Annotated in this window: 20 protein-coding genes and 1 riboswitch; of the genes, 9 read left to right on the top strand and 11 right to left on the bottom strand. The window is 73.9% G+C overall.

Features of this window, described 5'->3' with window-relative positions; translation table 11 throughout:
• Positions 1-33 precede the first annotated feature (33 nt).
• On the bottom strand, positions 34-516 hold the full coding sequence (gene bfr / locus SXIM_RS05180; RefSeq protein ID WP_030734448.1) for a bacterioferritin: 483 nt from the start codon (positions 514-516) through the stop codon (positions 34-36).
• Positions 517-687: 171 nt separating this feature from the next.
• Here bfr and SXIM_RS05175 point away from each other — a divergent pair, with 171 nt between their 5' ends.
• Positions 688-1,332, top strand: a complete 645-nt coding sequence (locus SXIM_RS05175) for a sulfite oxidase-like oxidoreductase (RefSeq protein WP_030734445.1) — start codon at positions 688-690, stop codon at positions 1,330-1,332.
• On the opposite strand, the gene SXIM_RS05170 is transcribed toward SXIM_RS05175, so the two are convergent.
• The 7 genes from SXIM_RS05170 to thiO form a co-directional block, all read right to left on the bottom strand.
• A complete protein-coding gene (locus SXIM_RS05170) occupies positions 1,299-2,177 on the bottom strand; it encodes a deoxyribonuclease IV (protein WP_046723076.1) in 879 nt (292 codons plus the stop codon). The genes SXIM_RS05175 and SXIM_RS05170 overlap by 34 nt on opposite strands.
• A 76-nt stretch (positions 2,178-2,253) precedes the next feature.
• Positions 2,254-3,102, bottom strand: coding sequence for a transglycosylase SLT domain-containing protein (locus tag SXIM_RS05165; RefSeq protein WP_030734439.1), 849 nt, complete (start codon positions 3,100-3,102; stop codon positions 2,254-2,256).
• Positions 3,103-3,400: 298 nt separating this feature from the next.
• Positions 3,401-5,404, bottom strand: a complete 2,004-nt coding sequence (gene pknB, locus SXIM_RS05160) for a Stk1 family PASTA domain-containing Ser/Thr kinase (protein ID WP_046723074.1) — start codon at positions 5,402-5,404, stop codon at positions 3,401-3,403.
• Positions 5,405-5,491: 87 nt separating this feature from the next.
• A complete protein-coding gene (locus tag SXIM_RS05155; RefSeq protein ID WP_030734434.1) occupies positions 5,492-6,790 on the bottom strand; it encodes a DUF4190 domain-containing protein in 1,299 nt (432 codons plus the stop codon).
• A 116-nt stretch (positions 6,791-6,906) separates the two neighbouring features.
• A complete protein-coding gene (locus tag SXIM_RS05150) occupies positions 6,907-7,767 on the bottom strand; it encodes a thiazole synthase (protein WP_078846836.1) in 861 nt (286 codons plus the stop codon).
• Between the two features lie 6 nt (positions 7,768-7,773).
• On the bottom strand, positions 7,774-7,992 hold the full coding sequence (thiS, locus tag SXIM_RS05145; RefSeq protein WP_030734428.1) for a sulfur carrier protein ThiS: 219 nt from the start codon (positions 7,990-7,992) through the stop codon (positions 7,774-7,776).
• Positions 7,989-9,167: a glycine oxidase ThiO gene (gene thiO, locus SXIM_RS05140; RefSeq protein ID WP_030734426.1), complete on the bottom strand. Its 1,179-nt coding sequence runs from the start codon at positions 9,165-9,167 to the stop codon at positions 7,989-7,991. Before thiO ends, thiS begins: the two co-directional genes overlap by 4 nt.
• 19 nt (positions 9,168-9,186) lie before the next feature.
• Positions 9,187-9,272: riboswitch (TPP riboswitch) on the bottom strand.
• Between the two features lie 189 nt (positions 9,273-9,461).
• Here thiO and SXIM_RS05135 point away from each other — a divergent pair.
• From SXIM_RS05135 to SXIM_RS05115, 5 genes are all read left to right on the top strand, one after another.
• Complete coding sequence (locus SXIM_RS05135) at positions 9,462-10,685, top strand: NAD(P)/FAD-dependent oxidoreductase (RefSeq protein ID WP_046723072.1); 1,224 nt, start codon at positions 9,462-9,464, stop codon at positions 10,683-10,685.
• A gap of 90 nt (positions 10,686-10,775) precedes the next feature.
• Positions 10,776-11,141: an Rv2175c family DNA-binding protein gene (locus tag SXIM_RS05130; RefSeq protein WP_030734420.1), complete on the top strand. Its 366-nt coding sequence runs from the start codon at positions 10,776-10,778 to the stop codon at positions 11,139-11,141.
• A gap of 116 nt (positions 11,142-11,257) precedes the next feature.
• On the top strand, positions 11,258-11,893 hold the full coding sequence (thiE, locus tag SXIM_RS05125; protein ID WP_046723070.1) for a thiamine phosphate synthase: 636 nt from the start codon (positions 11,258-11,260) through the stop codon (positions 11,891-11,893).
• A 67-nt stretch (positions 11,894-11,960) separates the two neighbouring features.
• Positions 11,961-12,899 carry a methylenetetrahydrofolate reductase [NAD(P)H] gene (gene metF, locus SXIM_RS05120; RefSeq protein WP_030734415.1) on the top strand — a complete coding sequence of 313 codons (939 nt, stop codon included), beginning with the start codon at positions 11,961-11,963 and terminating at the stop codon, positions 12,897-12,899.
• Positions 12,900-12,921: 22 nt separating this feature from the next.
• Entirely contained in the window at positions 12,922-13,872 is a 951-nt protein-coding gene (locus tag SXIM_RS05115; RefSeq protein WP_030734413.1) for a hypothetical protein, read from the top strand.
• A gap of 40 nt (positions 13,873-13,912) precedes the next feature.
• On the opposite strand, the gene SXIM_RS05110 is transcribed toward SXIM_RS05115, so the two are convergent.
• Positions 13,913-15,340, bottom strand: a complete 1,428-nt coding sequence (locus SXIM_RS05110; protein WP_030734410.1) for a phytoene desaturase family protein — start codon at positions 15,338-15,340, stop codon at positions 13,913-13,915.
• A gap of 361 nt (positions 15,341-15,701) precedes the next feature.
• Positions 15,702-16,319, bottom strand: a complete 618-nt coding sequence (locus SXIM_RS05105) for a TetR/AcrR family transcriptional regulator (protein WP_030734407.1) — start codon at positions 16,317-16,319, stop codon at positions 15,702-15,704.
• Positions 16,320-16,489: 170 nt separating this feature from the next.
• Between SXIM_RS05105 and SXIM_RS05100 the strand changes: the two genes are divergently transcribed.
• From SXIM_RS05100 to SXIM_RS05090, 3 genes are all read left to right on the top strand, one after another.
• Positions 16,490-16,957 carry an SAV_6107 family HEPN domain-containing protein gene (locus SXIM_RS05100; RefSeq protein WP_046723067.1) on the top strand — a complete coding sequence of 156 codons (468 nt, stop codon included), beginning with the start codon at positions 16,490-16,492 and terminating at the stop codon, positions 16,955-16,957.
• 94 nt (positions 16,958-17,051) lie between these two features.
• Positions 17,052-17,867 (top strand): methyltransferase, encoded by an 816-nt coding sequence (locus SXIM_RS05095; protein WP_246156834.1) that lies wholly within the window; start codon positions 17,052-17,054, stop codon positions 17,865-17,867.
• A 204-nt stretch (positions 17,868-18,071) separates the two neighbouring features.
• Positions 18,072-18,467: a DUF3040 domain-containing protein gene (locus tag SXIM_RS05090; protein WP_046723065.1), complete on the top strand. Its 396-nt coding sequence runs from the start codon at positions 18,072-18,074 to the stop codon at positions 18,465-18,467.
• 112 nt (positions 18,468-18,579) lie between these two features.
• Here SXIM_RS05090 and SXIM_RS05085 read toward each other — a convergent pair whose 3' ends face one another.
• Entirely contained in the window at positions 18,580-21,009 is a 2,430-nt protein-coding gene (locus SXIM_RS05085; RefSeq protein WP_246156833.1) for a transglutaminase TgpA family protein, read from the bottom strand.
• Positions 21,010-21,011 lie beyond the last annotated feature (2 nt).

The following is a 21,011-nucleotide window of genomic DNA, read 5'->3' as shown; positions in this document are numbered from 1 at the left end:
GGCTGCCCCGCCCGCGGCACCAGACGCCAGACGTCAGGCTTCGTCGGGCTGTTCGATCAGCTGGGCGATGTACAGGGGTTCGCCCAGCTTCTCGATGAGGTCGAGCTGGGTGTCGAGGTAGTCGATGTGGTGCTCCTCGTCCTTCAGGATCGACTCGAAGATCTTCGCCGAGGTGATGTCCGACTTGGCGCGCATGAGTTCGACGCCGCGGCGCAGGCGGTCGATGGCCTCCACCTCGATCTGGCGGTCCGCCTGGAACATCTCGGTGACCGTCTGGCCCACCCGGACATGGAAGAGCCGCTGGTAGTTGGGCAGCCCTTCCAGGAACAGGATCCGGTCGGTGAGGACCTCCGCGTGCCGCATCTCGTCGAAGGACTCGGCGCGGGTGTACTTGGCGAGCTTCACCCAGCCGAAGTTCTCCTGCATCTTCGCGTGCAGGAAGTACTGGTTGATGGCCGTCAGTTCAGCGGTGAGCTGTTCATTCAGGAACTCGATGACCTCGGGATCGCCCTGCATGGCAGCGCGCTCCTTCCGCGAGAAGGGGCAGGTGTTCGAGGCATCGTGGCACCCCCGGGGGATTACGTCCAGTAAGCGAAGGCTTACCGAATTACCCCGTTTCCGGGGAGTTCTCGCCGGGGCAGGGGTGGCGGTGCGGACTGTGCATGTCAGGTCTGTCACCATAGAGGGATGGGTCACCCGGAAAGCCGTTCGGAGGAGGAAGCGGACACGCGACAGGCGGCCGGAGGGCTGCCCCCGGGACAGCGTGAGCAGCGCGGCTGGCCGGTCACCCACTACGGGCCCGTGCCGCGGTTCAGGGCCGAACGCTGGGAGTTCCGGATCTTCGGCGCGACCGCCACCGGCGACAAACGGTGCTGGAACCACGAGGAGTTCAGCGCTCTGCCGTACGAGACGGTGGTCGCCGATCTGCACTGTGTCACCAAGTTCAGCATGCTGGGCGCCGAATGGGGCGGGGTGCGGGCCAGCACCCTGCTCTCCCTCGTACCCCCCGCGCCGGGCGTCACCCACGTGATGGTGTGGGCCGAGTACGGCTACAGCGCCAACCTGCGGCTGGCCGACTTCGCCGACGGGCACAGCGTGTTCGCCACCCATCGCGACGGTGAGCTGCTGACGGCGGAGCACGGGTTCCCGCTGCGCCTGGTGGTGCCGCGGCTGTACGCCTGGAAGGGCCCCAAGTGGGTGCGCGGCGTGGAGTACATGACCGCCGACCGCCGCGGGTTCTGGGAGGAGCGCGGCTACCACAACCTGGGCGACCCCTGGCGCGAGCAGCGCTACAGCTATCAGGAGGAGCCGGGTGACGGTCCCGAGCTGTGAGCCGGTGTCTTCCTGAGCTCCTTCAGCAGGGCCACGTCCGCCGCGTGACCCTCGGGTCCGCCCGGGGTCTCGACGATCAGCGGGACGCCGGCGGTCGCCGGGTGGCGCAGCAACTCGGCGAAGGCGGCGCGGCCGATGTGGCCGACGCCGATGTTCTCGTGGCGGTCGCGCCGCGATCCGGCCGGTGCCTTCGAGTCGTTGGCGTGGATCAGCCGCAGCCGGTCCGGGCCGGCCACCCGTACCAGCTCGTCCAGAGTCGCGCGCGCCCCGCCCGGGGCCGCCAGATCGTGGCCGGCCGCGAAGACATGGGCGGTGTCCAGGCAGATCCCCACCCGGGGGTGGCCGCGCAGCGCGGCCAGGTACGGCTCCAGATCAGCGATCCGGGAACACAGGGAGGCGCCCTGGCCCGCGGTCGGTTCCAGCAGCAGGTACGGGTCCTCGTCGTGGGTCAGCTCGTCCAGCAGCGGCAGCAGCAACTCCCCGGTCTGGGCCAGCGCCGAGTCCCGGCTGCGTCCGCCTGTCGCCGAACCGGTGTGCACCACCACTCCCCGGGCGCCGATCGCCCGGCCCCGGCGCAGCGAGTGCCGCAGTGAGCGCACCGAGCGCTCGGCGGTGACCGGATCGGCGGAGCCCGGGTTGATCAGATAGGGCGCGTGGACGTACGCGGGCAGCCGCCGCTCGGCGCACCCGGCGCGGAACTCCTCGTCCTGACCCGGGTCCCCGGGCGGGGTGGCCCAGCCGCGCGGGTTGGCGACGAACACCTGGAGCGTCTCCGCGCCCAGTGTGGCGGCGTACGCAAGGCCACGGGCGGCCAGGCCCCCGGCTACGGGGACATGGCCGCCCATGGGATTGCGGTCGCGATCTGAGGTCACCCGGAAAGCTTGCCAGGTGCGGGTGTGAGGTGCCGCCGGGGGCCGCCGGTCAGTAGGGACCGTTCACGTTGTCGATGGAACCGTAGCGGTCCCAGGCGTAGTTGGCGGCGGCCACGATATTGGCGACCGGGTCGTAAAGGCTGTAGGGAGTGCCTTCCACGTGATAGGCGTCGAAGGTCGGCTGAATCACCTGGAGCAGCCCGATGGAGGGCGTGCCATTGATCCAGTTGATGTCCCAGTCATTGATCGCGTTGGGATCACCGCTGGATTCCCGCATGATGTTGCGGTAGAGCCCGTCGTAGGAGCCCGGAATTCCGTGCTCGGCCATGATGTCCAGCGCCTCGCGGATCCAGCCGTCCAGGTCGTCGGTGTAGGTGGGGGCGGCGGGCGCCACCGGCTCGGCGGCCGGGGCCGGTGCCTCGGGGGCGGCGGTGACCTCGGCGGCGGCCGTCTCGGCCGCGGCCAGCGCCTCGCGCTCGGCGGCGCGGCTGGCGGCCTGCTCCGCGGCGACCCGCTCGGCCTCCGCCTGCTGCGCGGCCAGTTCCTGGGCGGCCTGGACGGCCTGCTCGGCGGCGACGCGCTCGGCCTGCCGGGAGGGGGACTCGGGGGCCAGCGCGCGCAGGGTCTTCTGCAGGGACTGGGCCACGTCCTGGGGGGCGGAGCCGTCGGCCTCGGCCGCGCCACCGTCGTACCGCTGCTGACCGGGGACGTCGTTGGCCTTCAGCACCCAGGCGACCGACCGGTCCGCGGAGTCCGCCGCGGCGGACTCGTGGGCGCTCGCGGTGGGTACGAGGGTGAAGGCGATGGCCGCCATGCCGCAGCCGGCGACGGCCGTCGTGGCGGACTTCTGGAGCCGGGAGAAGCGACTTCGGCGGGGAGTGGGGAGCTGAGCGGTCATGCGGGGGACCTCACGTTCTCGCGAATGCTGCGACGGCCTTTCGTAGCAGCAGCGGAAAACCCCGCGCAAAGGTCACGAATACTAATGAGGTTAGTGCTGGGGGGAATCATCCCCGGGGGGTTCCCCGAGGGGTTCCCGAGGATTGTTCCCGGAATTTGCCCGGCTTTTTACGGCCTGCGGCGCGCAGGTGAAAAACACTAAGCGCGGTCGTATGTGACGCCCGCCCTATGGCGCGCATCACAGCGGCGGGGGTCCTCCGCGGTACGGAATGTGACCCCCGCCTCAGTGCGTACGGTCCTCAGCGCACCCAGATGGTGATGGTCGATCCGCGCGGGGCGGTGTCACCGCCGTAGATCGACTGGTTGAAGACGGTGCCGGTGAAGAAGAGCCGGTTGACGTTGACCTCGAAGCCCGCGTCCTCCAGGATCCGCCGGGCCTCGCTCTCCGACTCGCCGCGTACGTCGGGCACCTCGATCATCTCCTGGCCCTTGGAGATGGTGAGGGTGATGACATCGCCCTCACCCGCGCTCTCGCCGGGCGTGGGGGACTGTTCGGCGACGGTGCCCGACTCCTCCTCGGAGAACACCCGCTCCGGGGCCACCTCGACCTCGAAGCCGGCCTCCGTCAGCTGCTGCATGGCGGTGCCCTCGGCCGTACCGATGACCTCGGGCACCTCGATCTCGGCGCCGCGGCTGACCACCAGCGCCACCGCCGCGTCGGGGCGCTTCTCGGTGCCGGGCGCCGGGTCGGTGGAGATCACCGAGCCCCGCGGTACCTCGGTGGAGAACTCCCGGGTCTCGGTGCCCGGGGTCAGGCCGGCCCGGGTCAGCTGTTCCTTGGCGTCCGCCAGCGGGATGCCGCGCAGATTGGGCACGACGGCCACGGGCGGGCCCTGGGAGACGGTGAGGGTGACGGTGGCGTTCTTGCGCACGCGGTCGCCGCGCGCCGGGTCGGTGGAGATGACATGGCCGGGCTCCACGGTCTCGTGGTACGCCTCGTCGACCGCCACCTTCAGCCCGGCCTCGCGCAGGGTCTGCTCGGCCTCGGCCTGCGGCACCCCGTACACCCCGGGGGTGTGCAGGAACTGCCCGGAGTTGATGTACCAGATGCCCGCGCCGATGCCCAGGACGGCCAGCACGGCGGCGACCATGGCCAGGACGGCGCGGCGCGGCAGCTTCCGCCGGACCGGCGGCGCGGCGGCGCGGTCGTCGTCGTCCCCGTTGTGCGACAGCGGCGGCAGCAGCTCGATCCGGGCGGTGTGGTTCACCGCGTCGCGGTCGGGGCCGTCCGGGGCGGTGGAGCGCACGCCGGCCGGGCGGGGCACCACACTCGTCCGTTCGTCGGGGTCGGCGGTGGCCGGGACCGCGGCGGTCTTGTCGGCGTCCGTCGTGCCGCCGGCGCTCTCGCCCGCCGGTACCTGGGTCGCCGCCGGCGGCTGGAGGTCCAGCTCCTCGTCGGTCAGCTCATCCCGTATCGCGCGGACCAGCGCCAGCAGCCCGGCGGCGTCCCCGGGCCGGTCCTGGGGCGTCCTGGCGGCGGCGCGCGCCACCAGGGTGTCCAGGGCCGGTGCCAGCCCGGGCACGGCCTGCGAGGGCGGCGGCACGTCCCGGTGGACGTGTGCGAACAGCACCTGGGCCGGGGAGTCGCCGGTGTGCGGCTTGGCACCGGTCAGCAGTTCGTACAGCAGCACCCCGCAGGCGTAGACGTCGGCGCGCTGGTCGGCGGTGCCGTGCTCGATGCGTTCGGGCGCCAGGTACGAGATGGTGCCCAGCAGGGTGCCGGTGTCGGCGGAGGTCTGGTGGTCGACGCCGCGCGCCAGACCGAAGTCGGCGACCTTGACCCGGCCGTTCCCGCCGATCAGGACGTTCTCGGGCTTGATGTCGCGGTGCACGAGCCCGGCCCGGTGGGCGGCGGCCAGACCGGCCAGCAGCGGCTCGACGATGTCCAGCACGGCCCGCGGCGACAGCGCGCCGCGCTCGCGCAGCAGGTCACGCAGGGTGCAGCCGGCCACGTACTCCATGGCCAGATAGACGTAGTCCCCGTCGCGGCCCTGGTCGAGCACGCCGACGATGTTCTGGTGGTCGAGGCGGGCCACCGACTTGGCCTCGCGGATGAAGCGCTCGGTGAAGTCGGCGTCGTCCGCCAGCGAGGGGTGCATGACCTTGACGGCCAGCTCTCGTTCGAGGCGGGTGTCCACCGCCCGGTAGACCGTGGCCATGCCGCCGACGGCGATCCGCTCGTCCACGCGGTAACGGCCGTCGAGTACATGCCCGATCAGCGGGTCCTCAAGGGTGGTGTCCACGGCTGTTGAGTCTACGGTCTGCCGCGGACACCCACCCGGCCGCCGCGGTCCTGTGATCAGGACCGCAGCGAAACAGTGACGGAAGTGTCAGCTCCCCGTTGCCAGTCCGAGCAGGGAGCGGATCTCGATCTCCGTGTCGATGCCGAGGGTGCCGTAACCCTGCTCGTAGTTCTCCCACACCGCCGCCTCGTCACCGGCGTCCGACAGGTCCTGCCAGTACGGCAGGCTGCTCTCGCGGGCGTCGATCAGCTCGCCGACCAGCGACTCCACTTCGGCGTCCGACCAGGTGGCGGCGGAGAGCGCGGCGATCTCGTCCTCGATGACGGACGCCATGGCCTCACCCCACGACCGGAAGGCGGGGACGCCGGAGTCCTCCGACGGCTCCATCCACGACTCGGTGTCCAGCGCGCCGGTGATCTCCAGGTAGCCCAGGGCGTCGGCGCTCAGCGCGCTCTCGTCGGGGCGCAGCGACTCGGACATCGACCGGCCGCTGGCGAGCCCGAAGAAGCACAGGATCTCGCGGTCGCCCATGCTCCAGCTGGCTTCCTCGGGGTGGTAGTAGAAGATGCCGGTGTCCTCACCGAGCGTCCAGGTGTCCAGGATGTAGGGCTGGACGAGCCGGTTGCACTCGGCGTTGGCGATCTCCACCATCTCGTCCATGCCGGGGAAGCTGTCGTACCCGGTGACCTCGAAGGAGCCGAACGCCTCGGCCTCGTGCGGCACGTCGCAGGGGTAGAGGGTGACATCGGTCTCGCTGCCGCCCTCCTCGCCCTGGTAGTCGGAGAGGCCGCTGGTGTCGAAGCAGTCGCCGACGGCGATGTCGAAGACGGTGATCCCCTCGCCGTCCGGCGCGACCTCGCGCCCGGGGTCGCCGTTCTCCTCGTCGGTGGCCGACTCGCTGGGGGAGGGGGTGGGGGTCGCCTCGCTGCCCTTGTCGTCCTTGAGGAACACCGTGGGGACCAGGATCGCCAGCGTGATGATCTGCACGGCGGCCAGGGCGATACCGGCGATGGCCAGCGGCCTGCCGCGTTCCCCGGTCTTTTTCACCTGGTTGAGACCCAGGATGCCCAGGATCAGCGCGATCGGTGCCATGGCGAGCAGGCCGGTCACCAGCGAACCGACGGCCAGGCCGTTGGTCTTGGCCGGCGGCTGCGGCTGCCCGTACGGCGGCGGGACGGGACCGCCGGGGTACCCGGGGCCTCCCGGGTAGCCGGGGCCGCCGGGTGGCGGGTAGCCGTAGCCCTGCGGCGCGCCGGGCACCGGCGCCTGGCCCGGGTAACCGTAGCCCGCGCCCGGGGCGGCGGGTCCGGGCGGCGGGGAGGCGGAGGCGTACGGGTTCTGGCCCTGCTCCGGTCCCGGCGGCGGCGGTTGCGGCGGTGTGCTCACGGTCGTTCTCTCCTTCAGCTGCCGCTCGGGAGACAGGGCCGGCCCGCGGCTCGCGATCCCCCGTAACGGACAGAATGGTCCCCCAGATCCGGCGATCGTATATCAGTGCGATCGGATCAAAATGCCGGTCGTTCGGGGTCCAGCTCCGCCCGCCCCTCCAACGGCGAGGAGGCCAGGGCGAAATGCCGCCGCGGAATCCGCCCCGCGCCGAACGCCAGCCGCCCCGCCTCGACCGCGTGCCGCATCGCCCGCGCCATCGGCACCGGACGCTGCGCCCTGGTCACCGCCGAGGCCAGCATCACCCCGGCGCAGCCCAGCTCCATGGCCAGCGCCGCGTCCGAGGCGGTGCCCGCGCCCGCGTCCAGGATCACCGGCACCCCGGCCCGCTCGGTGATCAGCGAGAAATTGTGCGGATTGCGGATGCCGAGCCCCGAGCCGATCGGCGAGCCCAGCGGCATCACCGCCGCGCACCCCGCCTCCTCCAGATGCCGCGCCAGCACCGGGTCGTCATTGGTGTAGGGGAGCACCGTGAAGCCGTCGTCCACCAGCGTCTCGGCGGCGTCCAGCGTCGCCACCGGATCCGGCAGCAGGGTGCGCTCGTCGGCGATGACCTCCAGCTTGACCAGCGCGGTGCCCAGCGCCTCGCGCGCCAGCCGCGCGGTCAGCACCGCCTCGCCCGCGGTGAAACAGCCCGCGGTGTTCGGCAGCGGCGCGATGCCGAGGTTGCGCAGGATGCCGAGCACCGAGCCCCGTACCCCGGGATCCACCCGCCGCATCGCCACCGTCGTCAGCTGGGTGCCGGAGGCGGCCAGGGCGCGCTCCAGCACCTCGGGGCTGGGGGCGCCGCCGGTGCCCATGATCAGCCGGGAGGTCAGCCGCAGCGGGCCGAGCACCAGGACATCGTCCCCGTCCCCCGGCGGAGGGCTCGCGGCGGCGTTCGCGGGATCGTCCGCCGCGCCGGTCGTGAGGTCGGTCATCGGTCGTCAGCCTCCCTGGACGGCGGTCAGGATCTCCACCCGGTCACCCGGCGCCAGCGTGGTGCCGTGCCAGCGGGCCCGGGGGACCACGCACTCGTTGACCGCCGCCGCGACCCCCGCCCCCGTGTCGCGCGAGAGCAACTCGGCGACCAGATCGGCCAGGGTCGTGCCGGGCGCCAGCTCGCGCGGGGCGCCATTGACGGAAACGGTGGGGGACCCGCTCATACCGGCACCACCGAGGGGAATCGCAGCGGGCTGAAGGGCCGCGCGATCGCCGGGACTTCGCCGGTGACCAGCGACTCGGCCAGGACCTCCCCGGTCAGCGGGGTGAGCAGCACCCCGTTGCGGTGGTGCCCGGTGGCCAGCTGGAGCCCCGGCAGCGCGGTGGGCCCCAGCAGCGGCGCGTTGTCCGGGCTGCCGGGCCGCAGCCCCGCGAGGCATTCGCGCAGCGGCAGCTCGGTGATGCCCGGCACCAGTTCGTGCGCGTCCCGCAGCAGCTGATAGACGCCGCCCGCGGTCACCGTGGTGTCCCAGCCCTGCTCGCAGGAGGTGGCGCCCACCACGAGTTCGCCGTCGGCGCGCGGCACCAGGTAGACGGCCGAGCCGCGCACCACCGCCCGCACCGTGCGGGAGAGGAACGCGCCGCCGCCCGCGCCCTCCGGCACCGGCGGCATGTGCAGCCGCAGCACCTCGCCCTTGACCGGCCGGACCGGCGGGGCGATCCCGGGCGGCAACCCCGGCAGTTCACCGCTGTGGCTGCCGGCCGCCAGCACCGTACGGGCGGCCGACAGCGCCGTACCGTCCGCCAGGACCGCGCCGGTGGCCCGGTCCCCGGTGACGGTGAGTTCGCGCACCCGCTCGCGGTGGAAGGTGACACCGGCCCGTTCGCAGGCGGTCAGCAGCGCGGCGGCCAGCCGGCGCGGGTCGACCTGGTGGTCGCCGTCCACCCGCAGCCCGCCGCGCACCCCCGGGGCCAGCATCGGCTCCAGCCGCCGGCACTCGCGGCCGGTGAGCCACTGCGAGCGCAGCCCGCACCGCTGGTGCAGCGCGTGCACCTCACGCAACTGGGCACGGTCGTCCGCGTCCAGCGCGACGGCCAGGGTGCCGCAGGCGCGGAAGCCGACACCGGATCCCGCGGCGTCCTCCAACTCGGCGGCGAAGTCCGGGTAGCGGGCGGCCGAGGCGAGGTTCAGTTCGAGGAGCGGCTCCTCGCCGTGGTGCAGTTCGGTGACGGCGGCCAGCATGCCGGCGGCCACCCGCGCGGCGCCGCCGCCCGGCGCCGGGTCGGCGACGGCGACACGCAGCCCCCGCCCGGCCGCCCGCCAGGCGGTGACCAGACCGATGACGCCGCCACCGATGATCAGGACATCGGACGTACGGCCTGCGGACGCTGAGGGCACGGACCTCACCACGCGGCTGCTCCCTTCGCCGGCATGACCCGGATCAGGTTCGTACGGTCGGAGGCCGCCCGCCTCCCTCTCAGCCCGGACCGCCGGGCTCCCGTGTGCTCTGTCGCCCGCCACAGTAGTACGGGCGGGGCCGGGGACGAAAAGCCCCCGCAGCCCTGCGGCTTCCCGCCCCCGTGCCGGACGTCCGCGCGGCGGACCGGTGTTCGCGCCGCGCACCGGCCGCGACCGGAGATTCCGTGGAGCGCGGCAGGGCCGGGCCCCGTGCCGCGCGCGTAGGGTGGCCGCGTGGAACAACGGGATCAGCGGGTCGTCATCGCCGGGGCCGGGCTCGCCGGCGCGCAGACCGCGGTGCGGCTGCGCGAAGCGGGCTGGGCCGGAACCGTCACCGTGGTCGGGGCCGAGCGCCACCGGCCCTACGACCGCCCGCCGCTGTCCAAGGACGTGCTGCTCGGCAAGGCCGAAGGCGCGCCCCTCGACGTGGACTTCGACACCCTCGGCATCGAACTCCTGCTGGGCCGCACCGCCACCGGAATCGACGCCGGCGCCCGCGCGCTGCGCACGGACGCCGGAGCCGTGCCGTACGACCAGCTGGTCATCGCCACCGGAGCCGAGGCGCTGGCCCTGCCCGGCAGCGAAGGGACCCCCGGCGTCCACGTGCTGCGCACCCTGGACGACGCCGCCCGGCTGCGCCCGCTGCTGACAGCCCGCAGCCCGCTCGTCGCGGTCGGCGCCGGCTGGATCGGCGCCGAGGTCGCCACCGCCGCCCGCGCCGCGGGGGCCCCCGTCACCGTGCTGGAGGCCGCCGGCCACCCGCTGCCCGGCGCGCTGCCGCCGGAACTCACCGAACCGATGCGCCAGTGGTACGCGGACGCCGGCGCCGAACTGCGCACCGGCGCCCGGGTGGCGGCCGTCCGGCCGGGTGAGGTGGAGCTGGACGGCGGCGAGCTGCTGCCCGCCGGCGCCGTGCTGGTCGGCATCGGCTCCCGCCCCGCCACCGGCTGGCTCGCCGGCAGCGGCGTCGAACTGGCCGCCGACGGCTCGGTCCGCGCGGACGACCGGCTGCGCACCTCGCTGCCCGGGGTGTACGCGGTCGGCGACTGCGCGTCCTTCCCCTCGGCCCGGTACGGCCGCCGGCTGCTGGTGCACCACTGGGACAACGCCCTGGCCGGGCCCGCCACCGTCGCCGCCCAGATCACCGGGACGGCCGACACGGCGTACGACCCGGTGCCGTACTTCTGGAGCGAGCAGTTCGGCCGTTTCGTGCAGTACGCCGGGCGGCACGCTCCGCACGACACGCTGCTGTGGCGGGGCGACCCCGCCGCCGGGAGCGCCCCGGGCGCCGCCTGGTCGGTGTGCTGGCTGGACGGCGCCGGGGTGCTGCGGGCGGTGTGCGCCGTGGACCGGCCCCGCGACCTGGCCCAGGGCCGCCGGCTCATCGAACGCGGTGCCCGCCTCGACCCGGTGCGCGCCGCCGACCCCGCCGTGCCCCTGAAGAACGCGACGGCCTGAACGGCACGGGGCGGCCCCCGCACGGCGGTACCGTCCCTCCGCTGCCACTCCCCGATGACGCCTGTCAGTCGGAGGTGGCAGGCTTGAGGCGTGACCGAGATTGATGCGAAAACCGAAGCTCTCGTCCCCGACTGGCTCACCCTCCCCGACATCGCCGAAGCGCTGGACGTGGAAGTGACCCGGGTTCGTCAGCTGGTCAAGGAGGGGCAGCTGATCGCCGTGCGCCGGGGCGAGAACCGGGTGCTCCAGGTGCCGTCCGCCTTCATCGGCGAGGGCAGGATCGTCAAGGGCCTGGCCGGCACCCTGACGCTGCTGCGCGACGACGGCTTCACCGACGGGGAAATGCTGGAGTGGCTCTTCACCCCGGACGACAGCCTGCCCGGCACCCCCGCCGACGCCCTGCGGGAGAATCGCGGGACCGAGGTGAAGCGGCGGGCCCAGGCCCTGGCCGTGTGACGGCCGCACGCGCGACCACCCGACCGCTTGACCGTACGACCGCCTGACCGGTGGCGCGGCACCCTTGGTGCCGCGCCACCGCACCGACCTGCCAAGCACCACCGAGGGGGAGAGCCGTGACCGACGGCATCGCCGGCGCCCGGCTGTATCTGTGCACCGATGCCAGGAAGCGCCAGGGCGACCTGCCCGCCTTCCTGGACGCCGTCCTGGCCGGCGGCGTGGACATCGTCCAACTGCGCGACAAGAGCCTGGAGGCCGCCGAGGAGCTGGAGCTTCTGGACGTCTTCGCCGACGCCTGCCGGCGGCACGGCAGGCTCCTCGCGGTCAACGACCGCGCCGATGTCGCGCACGCCGCCCGCGCCGACGTGCTCCACCTCGGGCAGGGCGATCTGCCGGTGCCCGCCGCCCGCGCGCTGCTCGGCACCGGGGTGCGCATCGGGCGCTCCACCCACAGCGAGGCCCAGGTCGACGCCGCCCTCGCACAGCCCGGCGTGGACTACTTCTGCACCGGCCCCGTGTGGCCCACCCCCACCAAACCGGGCCGCTCCGCCCCCGGGCTGCCCCTGGTGCGGTACGCGGCCGCCCGCCGCCCCGAGCGGCCCTGGTTCGCCATCGGCGGCATCGACGCCGGCAACCTGGATCAGGTGCTGGAGGCCGGGGCCCGCCGGATCGTGGTGGTACGGGCGCTGACCGAGGCCGGGGACCCCGGTGCGGCGGCGAGCGCGCTGGCCGCGCGGCTGCGCGCCGCGTGACGCCGTACGCCCGTCCGCAACCCGGACACACATGGGAGATTTCCGTCGCTCTGGGTAGCCTGCGGCCATGGCCCTTGGGATTCCGTCCACGATGAATGACCGGGCGCACACGGTGCGCGACCTTCTCGCCGCCGGCAAGCGTTCGTACTCCTTCGAATTCACCCCGCCCAGAACCGAGCAGGGCGAACGCACCATGTGGAACGCCATTCGCCGGGTCGAGGCCGTGGGGCCGACCTTCGTGTCCGTGACCTACGGCGCCGGCGGCTCCTCGCGCGAGCGCACGGTGCGGGCCACCGAGCGGATCGCCACCGAGACCACGCTCACCCCGGTCGCCCACCTCACGGCCGTCAACCACTCGGTGGCCGAGCTGCGGAACATCATCGGGCAGTACGCGGGCGCCGGCATCCGCAACATGCTCGCGCTGCGCGGCGACCCGCCCGGCGACCCGATGGGGCAGTGGAACCGGCACCCCGAGGGTGTGACATACGCCGCGGAACTCGTGAGTCTCATCAAGGAGTCGGGCGATTTCTGTGTCGGGGTCGCGGCATTTCCGGAGATGCATCCGCGTTCCACCGACTGGGAGACGGATATCCGGCATTTCATCAACAAGTGCCGGGCGGGGGCGGACTTCGCGCTCACCCAGATGTTCTTCGACCCCGAGGACTACCTGCGGCTTCGTGACCGGGTGGCCGCCGCGGGATGCGATGTCCCGATCATCCCGGAAATCATGCCCATCGCGAATCTGCGGCAGATCGAACGCTTCAAGGAGCTCAGCAACTCCTCCTTCCCCGAAGAGCTGGAGAATCGGCTCCGCGCGGTCAAGGACGACCCGATGGCTGTACGCTCGGTCGGGATCGAGTTCGCCACCGAGTTGTGTGCACGGTTGATGGATGAGGACATCCCCGGTCTGCACTTCGTCACCCTGAACACGACGCTGCACTCGACGGCGACGCTGGACGTCTACAAGAACCTCGGTCTGCACCGGGCGGGCCTGGAACAGCGCTGAAGCACAGCTGAGAGGGGCGTACATGGGCTGGGCGGTCCTCTACATCGCGTTCGGAATCGTGGCCCTGTGGCTGCTCGGGGAGGTCCTGCTCCAGTACAAGGCGAGACTGCGCTGGCGGCTGCTGGCCTTCTCCGGCTTTCTGGCCGTGGTCCTCGGCGTGGTGCTGCCGAACGTTCCGGTGATCGCGCTGGGCACCCTCGCGTTCGCCACCGGCCAGACCTTCGTCACGCTGTCCTTCCGGCGCGGGTTCTCCACCGGCTGGGCGCTGGGCGGCCAGCCGGGCAACAGCAAGCGCCGGCGGCGCGAAGGCGCCGAGGAGAGCGGCGAGATGCGTCCGCTGGACCCGGTCGAGGAGAGCGAGGCCGGGTCCGACGGCCCACCCCCGCCCGCGCCGCCCGCCGCACCGGGGGAGCCCGGCGCGGACGGCGGCGGCTACGACGCGTGGGACTACGACCCGCAGACCGCCCACCAGGGCGAATCCGCGCCGCAGGAGCAGGACCCGTACGCCGGGCACCAGGCGGGGGCGCAGTCCCCGGAGACGGTGTACGGGGACGGCTACCACGAGCAGCAGCAGCCCTACGACGCGGCGGGCACCGGGTACGACCCGGCCCAGCAGCCCTACGGGGACCCGCAGCAGCAGCCGTACGCCGAGCCCTACGCCGGCGCCGGGGCGACCGCGGCGTACGAGACCTACGGCGCCCCGTACGGCGACCCGCAGCAACAGCAGTACGCGCAGCAGGAGTACGCCGACCAGTGGCAGACGGCCGCGGCCGACGCCTACTACCAGGAGACCCCGCCCGGCGGGGTCTGGGTCCCCCAGCAGCGCGAGACCGCCGCCCCCGCCCCCGCGCAGGACAGCGGCTACGGCTACCCGCCCCAGCAGGACACCTACCCCCCGCAGCAGCACCCGGGCGGCTACGACCCGGCGGCCGACCAGGGGTACTACTACAACGAGCAGCAGCAGCGCTACTGACCGCCGGACGGGGCCGCGCACAACGGCCCCGCCCCGCACGTCAGTAGGAGCCGCGCCAGCCGGGGCCCTCCACGATCAGACCGGTGGCCAGCGCCCCCGACATGCCGGTGTGTGCCAGCCCGCCGCCCGGGTGCGCCAGGGCGCCGGCCCGCCAGGCGCCCGGCAGGCGGCCCGCGTTGGGGGCGGCGAGCAGTTCGCCGTCCGCCCCGGCCAGGGCGGGCGCCGGGATCACCCCGCCGGGCATGCCGGTCTCCCGCTCGATGTCCAGCGGGGTACGCACCTGGTGCCAGCGCACGTTCTCCAGGCCCGCCGCCGTCAGCAGCCGGTCCGTCCAGCGCTCCACGGTGGCGGCCTCCCGCCAGTCCACGGCCCCCTGCGGCGGCGCCAGCGCCGACACGACCGCCGTGTGCCCCGCCGGGCCGGTGCCGGTGGCGGGCCACAGCGTCGCGTCGTCGGGCCGCAGCACCCGTACGACCGGCCCGCCGTCCGCCGGGTGCACCAGCAGCCGGTGCGCCGTGCCCGGCGGGCGGGCGCCGTCCAGCGCCAGCAGCACCGTGAACCGGCTCTCCCCGCGCGGCGCGGCGCCGAGCCCCGGGGCGCTCCACACCACGTGGTCGGCCGACACCCGTTCACCGTCGGCCAGTTCGACTCCGGCCGCCTTCCCGTCGCGTTCCAGGATCCGCCGCGCCTCGGCCCCGTGCACGAACTCCACGCCGCGCTCCGCGCACCGTTCGCGCACCGCGTCCACCAGCGCGGCGATGCCGCCCACCGGGTACCAGGTGCCGAACGTCTGCTCCACATAGGCCAGTACGGTCGCGGAGGCGGGTGCCCGCTCGAACCGGATGCCGTACTCCTCGACGGTGCCGGCCAGCAGGGCCGTCAGCCGGGCGTCGCCCAGCTCCCGTTCCGCCACCGCGGGCAACCCCGGCCCCCGGGCGGGGGCCCGGCGCCGCAGCAGCCCGGTGCGCCGGGGCGGCAGCGCCGGGTACGGGTCGGGCAGCAGGGCCGCCCGTCCGGCCGCCGAGGTCAGCGGCTCCTCCACCAGCGGCCGCCGGGTGGCCTCCCAGGTCTGCCGGGCCCGCCCCTGCAACGCGTGCCAGCGCTCTCCCGCACCGGCGCCGAGCGCCTCGTCCAGAGCCTGTCCCACCCCGCCCCGGGAGAAGCCGGGCAGCCGCAGCCGGGTGCCGTCCGCGAACCGGTGCTCGGCGGCCGGATCGACCCGCCGCAGCTCGACGCACTCCTCCAGGGGCCGCTTGCCGGTCTTGATGAACAGGTCCCGCCACACCGCCGGCAGCCACAGCAGTCCGGGTCCGGTGTCGAAGGTGAAACCGTCCCGCTCGAACCTGCCCGCCGCTCCGCCCGCCCGTCCGCCGCGTTCCAGCACCGTCACCCGATGCCCCGCCACGGCCAGCCGGGCCGCCGTCGCCATGCCGCCCATACCGGCACCGACCACCACCACTCGCGCCATGCGCCGCACCCTACCCGGGGCCGTGCGGGCCGGTTCGAACGGTCTCCCCGGGGCCTGGGCGGTCCGTGCCGGGGCGTCCCGCGGGTCCGGCGGGCACAAAGGTACCTAGCCGGGGGCCGGCCTACTCAGAGACCGGATGAGTACCGGCCTGAGCACGAGAGCGGATGGGCGGGAGTGCCGCCGGACGGCAGGCTGTCGATCAGCGGGAACCGGGGTCCGCACCGCCGGCACGGGGCGGCGGAGCGGCTCCGGGCCCCGGCTCTCCCGCGCCGACCCTGCGCACCGCTGCTTGTCGCGCTCGCGGCACCGACCAGGGCGCAGGACGAGGGCGCAGGACGAGGGCGCAGGACCACGGCGCGGCTCAGGGCGCGTCCGCCCGCACCCGGCCGTGCAGCAGCCGGGCCAGCGCCAGATGAACATCGCGCAGCGGCCGTTCGGGATGGAACGAGAGCCAGTCCAGGGCCCCCACCAGGATCATCCCCACTAACGCGCCCGCCGTCAGCTCCACATCGAGCGCCGGGTCCAGCTCCCCGCCCTTCACCCCCTCGTGCAGCACGCGCTCCACCACCTCCACCGCCTGCCGCCGGGCGGACAGCAAGGTGGCGTGCCAGGCCCGGTGGGTACGCCACAGCTCGGCGGTGAACAGCCGGGTGAGCGAGGGATTGCGTTCGATGAACACCAGCCCGGCCAGGGCTATCGCCGACAGCCGCCCGACCGCGTCCGTCCCCCGGTCCAGCGCCGCCTCGTCGGCCCGGTGCAGCTCGCCGGCGAGCCGGCCCACCCCATCCCGCAGCACTTCCTCGAACAGCTCGCTCTTGCCGGCGAAGTTGTAGTAGACGGTGCCCTTGGCGACCCCCGCGCGCTCGGCGATCTCCTCCACCGTCGTGGCGGAGAAGCCCTGTGCGGCGATGAGCGTCACCGCCGCGTCGTAGAGCCTTTGCCGCGTCGCGTTGCGACGGTTGCTGATCGCGCGTGTCATGCGCCGATTCTCTCCTCACCACAAGGCTGTTGGGGCCCGCGGGGCGTATGTGCAGGTGTTTGCAGTGCTCAGCGCGGATTGTCAGTGGCATGCGTCAGCATGTGCCCAGATGCGAAGAACGGACCGACACACGAAGAGCAGCACCGCCGAATGACGACTGGAGGCTCGTCATGACCGGAATCCCCGCCGACGTGCACCGGGTGCCGCGCCGCGCCCCGGCGCCGCCCGCCGCCCTCGATCTCCTCGCCCAGGCCGCGCGCGGGCTGGACGAGGCCGCCACGCTGCCCGACCCGGGCGAGGCGTACGTGGCCGCCCATCTCGCCGCGCTGCGCACCGCCGCGGCCGTGGTCGCCGCCCGGGGCCGCCCCGAGCCGACCGCGCGGGGCCGCAGCCGGATCCGCAGCGTGTGGGAGGTGCTGCCGGAGATCGCCCCGGAACTGTCCGAGTGGAGCACCCTGTTCGCCGCCAGCGCCGCCCGCCGGGCCCGGATAGACGCCGGGATACGCCGGGCCGCCGATCTGCGGGAGGCCGCCGAGCTGCGGCGGGCGGCCGGGTTCTTCCTGCGGCTGGTGGAGTCCATGCTGATCAGGCAGCCGGTGCTGCGGACCGAGGACCCCGGAGGTCCGGTGCCGAAGTAGGCTGTGGCTGCCCGCGTACGGCGGGCCGCGCACCCGCAGGACCGGCGGTACGCGGCAGCACAGCAGTACACAGCACTTCGAGGAGCCGCCCGTCATGCCGTCCAACCCCCCGGCCCGGGACGCGGGCGGACCGCTGTCCCCGGGGCCGCACACCGTGCTGCGCACCGGCGTGGTGTGGGAGGTGCTGCGTCGTGCCCTCACCGAGCGGGCCGCCGAGACCGGCCGGCCGGTCCTGGACGTGCTGGACACCGGAGGCGGCAGCGGCAGCTTCGCCGTGCCCGTGGCCGGGCTCGGCCACCGGGTGACCGTCGTGGACCCGAGCCCCAACGCGCTCTTCGCCCTCCAGCGGCGGGCCGCCGAGGAAGGCGTGGCGGACCGGGTGCACGGCGTGCAGGGCGACACCCAGGGCCTGCTGGACGTCGCCGAGCCGGGCGGCTACGACATGGTCTTCTGCCACGGGGTGCTGGAGTACGTGGACGATCCGCGCGCCGGTCTGGCCGCCGTGGCCGGGGCCCTGCGTCCCGGTGGCGGCACGCTGAGCCTGCTGGCGGCCGGGGTGGGCGGGGCGGTGCTCTCCCGTGCCCTGGCGGGGCGCTTCAAGGAGGCCAGGAGGGCGCTGGGCGACCCGGACGGCCGCTGGGGCGAGGCCGACCCCGTACCGCGCCGCTACACGCCCCAGGAGCTGGCCGCGCTGGTCACCGAGGCGGGGCTGGAGCCGGGGGCGGTGCACGGGGTGCGGATCTTCGCCGATCTGGTGCCCGGAGTGCTGGTGGACACCGAGCCGGACGCGCTGCGCGCGCTGGCGGCGCTGGAGGCCGAGGCGGCCGAGCTGCCGGCCTTCCAGGCGGTCGCCGGACAGCTGCATCTGCTCGCCCGGCTGCCCCATGAGGCGCCGGGCCGCCAAATGTGATCTCCGCCCCGTATTATCGGCAGTCAGCCCTCCGGCATGACCCGGGTCGGGGACGGGAAAGACTTGTCCGATCCCGTGGATCCGCGTCACCCGGCGGGTGGGTGAAATTGGCGAACTGGGGTGGGTTTCACAGGGAGCCTTCCCTGCCTATCCTGGAAAGAGTCGGAAACGGTCGCCTCCGCGGCCGGCGAGTAGGAGGACTCCGTGCCGCTCTCGGACCACGAGCAGCGCATGCTCGAACAAATGGAGCGAGCGCTGTACGCCGAAGATCCCAAGTTCGCGACAGCGCTTGAGGGCAGTGAGCTGCGGACGTTCACCCGCAAGCGGGTGTACCAGGCGATCGCCGGATTCCTGGTGGGCATCGCGCTCCTGATGGGCGGCATGGTCGCCCAGCTGATCTGGCTCAGCGTCGTCGGTTTTGTGATCATGCTGGGGTGTGCGGTCATCGCCGTCACCGGCTGGCGGAAGGCTCCCGCGCCCGGCGAGGGGGCGGCCCCCGCGGGCGGCGGCAAGGGACAGCGGCCGCACAAGCAGCGGCGTTCGATGATGACCCGTATGGAGGAGCGCTGGCAGCGCCGCCGCGATGATCGCGGCGATTGAGCGAAGATCCCCGGGATTCCGGGGGTGAAGGTGCGGAAGGGCCCGCCGGTCCGGGAACCGGCGGGCCCTTCCGTTGTGCTTCTGGGTGCCCGTTCTTTCCCTTTCCGGGCTTTCAGGCTTTCCGCATTTTCCCGAGGAATGCGGTGCGGCGTTCACGCAGCCGCCGGGCGGCCCGCAGCCGTTGTTCACTCATCCGGTAAGTCACCCGAATGGCGGAGCGCGGCAACAGCAGTGCCCGCCACCGGGTCCCGCGCCCGACCCCGGCCCGCAGCCCGGCCAGGGCCGTCCGTACGTCCCGGGCCGGCCCCTCGTCCGCCGGCTCCGCCCCCGGCGCACCGGCCCCGGGCGGCGCGGGCGCGTACAGCTCCCGCTCCACCCCGGTGGCCAGCCGGTGGACGGCGTCCCGGGCCGCGGCGTCCAGGGGGATCACGGTGGTGATCCTGGTGGCGGACTGCCGCGGCGTCTCCGCCGCCAGCGGCCCGAGCCCCAGGTCCCAGGCGCTGTCGCTCAGCTCCTGCCAGGCGGCCGTCGCCCCCGCACCGGGCGCCAGGCGCCTAGACCGCACCCGCTCGCGCCACAGCGGCGGCACGGCGAGCACGGCGAGCAGCGCCAGCGCGGCGCCCGCCCCCCACAGCCACGGCCCCGGGGAGGGCCCGCCGCCGGAACCGCCGCCGGCCGGGGCGGGGGCCTCGCTCTCGCACGCGGCTGCCTCCCGCACCGGGTCGCAGGTCTCCGGGTCGGTGGGCGCCGGCGAGTTCTCGGGGGCCTCCGGCTCCGCGGTCTCCGTGTCCTCCTCGCCCGGCTGGGCCGGGTCGGGGCGGTCGGCCTCCGGGAGCGTGTAATCGGGGGTGTTGCCCTGTCCCGGGGTGGGCTCGAAGCGGGTCCAGCCCACGCCCTCGAAGTACAGCTCGGGCCAGGCGTGCGCGTTGTGCAGGCCGACCCGGTAGGAGCCGTCCACCTGCCGGTCGCCCGGAGTGAAGCCGACCGCCACCTGCGCCGGGATGCCCAGGGTGCGCGCCATGGCCGCCATGCTGAACGCGAAGTGGACGCAGAAGCCCTCGCGGTCCTCCAGGAACGCGGCGATCGCCTCACTGCCGCTGCCCGAGGAGACATCGGTGTTGTACCGGAAGCCGCCGTCCTTGGCGAACCAGTCCTGGAGCGCCACCGCCCGCGCGTGGTCGTCGGCGGCGTCGGCCGTGACCTCCCGCGCCAGCTCGGCGACGACCTCCGGAAGGTCGGGGGGCACCTGGGTGTAGTAGGAGGCGAGGTTGGCGGGGGCGGGCGGCGCCCCGGCCAGCTGCTCGGCGGTGGGCTGCACCTGGCGGTGCGTCACCGTCCAGGTCCGGCCCTGGGTGGTCATCCGCCCGTTGTCCGAGACCAGGGTCTGCGAACCGCGGTCGAACCACCACGCCCCGTCCGTCATCACCGACACCGCCGGGTAGGGCACCGGCAGCGAGGTCTGCGCGTACGAGCCGCTGGCCTCTATCTCCGTGGTCATCTCCTGGAAGGCCACGCCGGGGCCGAGTCCGGGTACCAGCCACGGGGCCGCGGGCACCTCGTTCTCCAGCCAGCGCGAGGACTTCCACTCGCTGCCGGTGAACTCGTCCAGCGCCACCAGCCGCAGATACATGCCGGTGGGGTCGCCGCCCTCGGTGCGGTAGGTGAGCACCTGCTGGTTCTGCGGCTGGTTCAGCTGGTCCTGGAGTGCCACCACCGGGTTGACCGAGCTGATCGGGCCCGAGCCGCCGGTGCCGGTGCCCGAGCCGCGGCCGTCCAGGTCCAGCAGGCCCTCGCCCAGCGTGGGCATCAGGACGGGCGCCAGCACCGCGGCGCCCAGCGTCAGCGCGCCGATCCGCCGGCCGGCCCGCAGCCGGGGCCCCGCCGACTGCGCGGGCGGCGCCGCGGCGGCAGGCTGTCCGTACCCGTATCCGCGGGCCGGCCCCGGGCCGGTGAAGTAGCGGCCCCAGCGGTCCAGCCGCTCCTGGCCCTCGGCCAGCAGAAGCAGCAGATAGCCCGCCGCCGCTGCGAGGAAGTACAGCCAGCCGGCCTGCTCCTGGTTGACCCCGGCCGCTATCGAGTACAGCGCCAGCAGCGGCAGCCCCGCCGCCGCGGCGCTCGCCGAGGTGACCGCCAGGACATCCACCAGCAGCCCGATCAGCAGCACCCCGGCCAGCAGCATCAGCCGGATGCCGTCCGTCATCGGGGCCGGTGCCACGTAGTGGCCGATGTCCTCGGCGCCCGCCGACAGCAGCTCACCGAACCGGCCGAACGCCTCGGGCCCCGGCAGCAGGCCGCCCAGCGCGTACGCGGACACCGTGCTCACCGTCACCAGCAGCAGCGACACCAGCACCTGGGCCGCGACCGCCAGCGCGGCGGGCGCGCCCAACCGCCGCGCCACCATCCCGGTGGCGGTCTGGGCGGCCAGCAGCAGCCCGGCCTGCACCAGCCAGCCGCTGTCCCTCACCAGCGGCAGCAGCGCCGCCGCCGAGCCCATCGTGGCCAGCCACGCCGCCAGCGCGACCCTCGGCCTGGTCTCCAACACCG

Source organism: Streptomyces xiamenensis, from assembly GCF_000993785.3.
Lineage (GTDB): Bacteria > Actinomycetota > Actinomycetes > Streptomycetales > Streptomycetaceae > Streptomyces > Streptomyces xiamenensis.
This window is presented reverse-complemented; position numbering and strand designations above follow the sequence as displayed.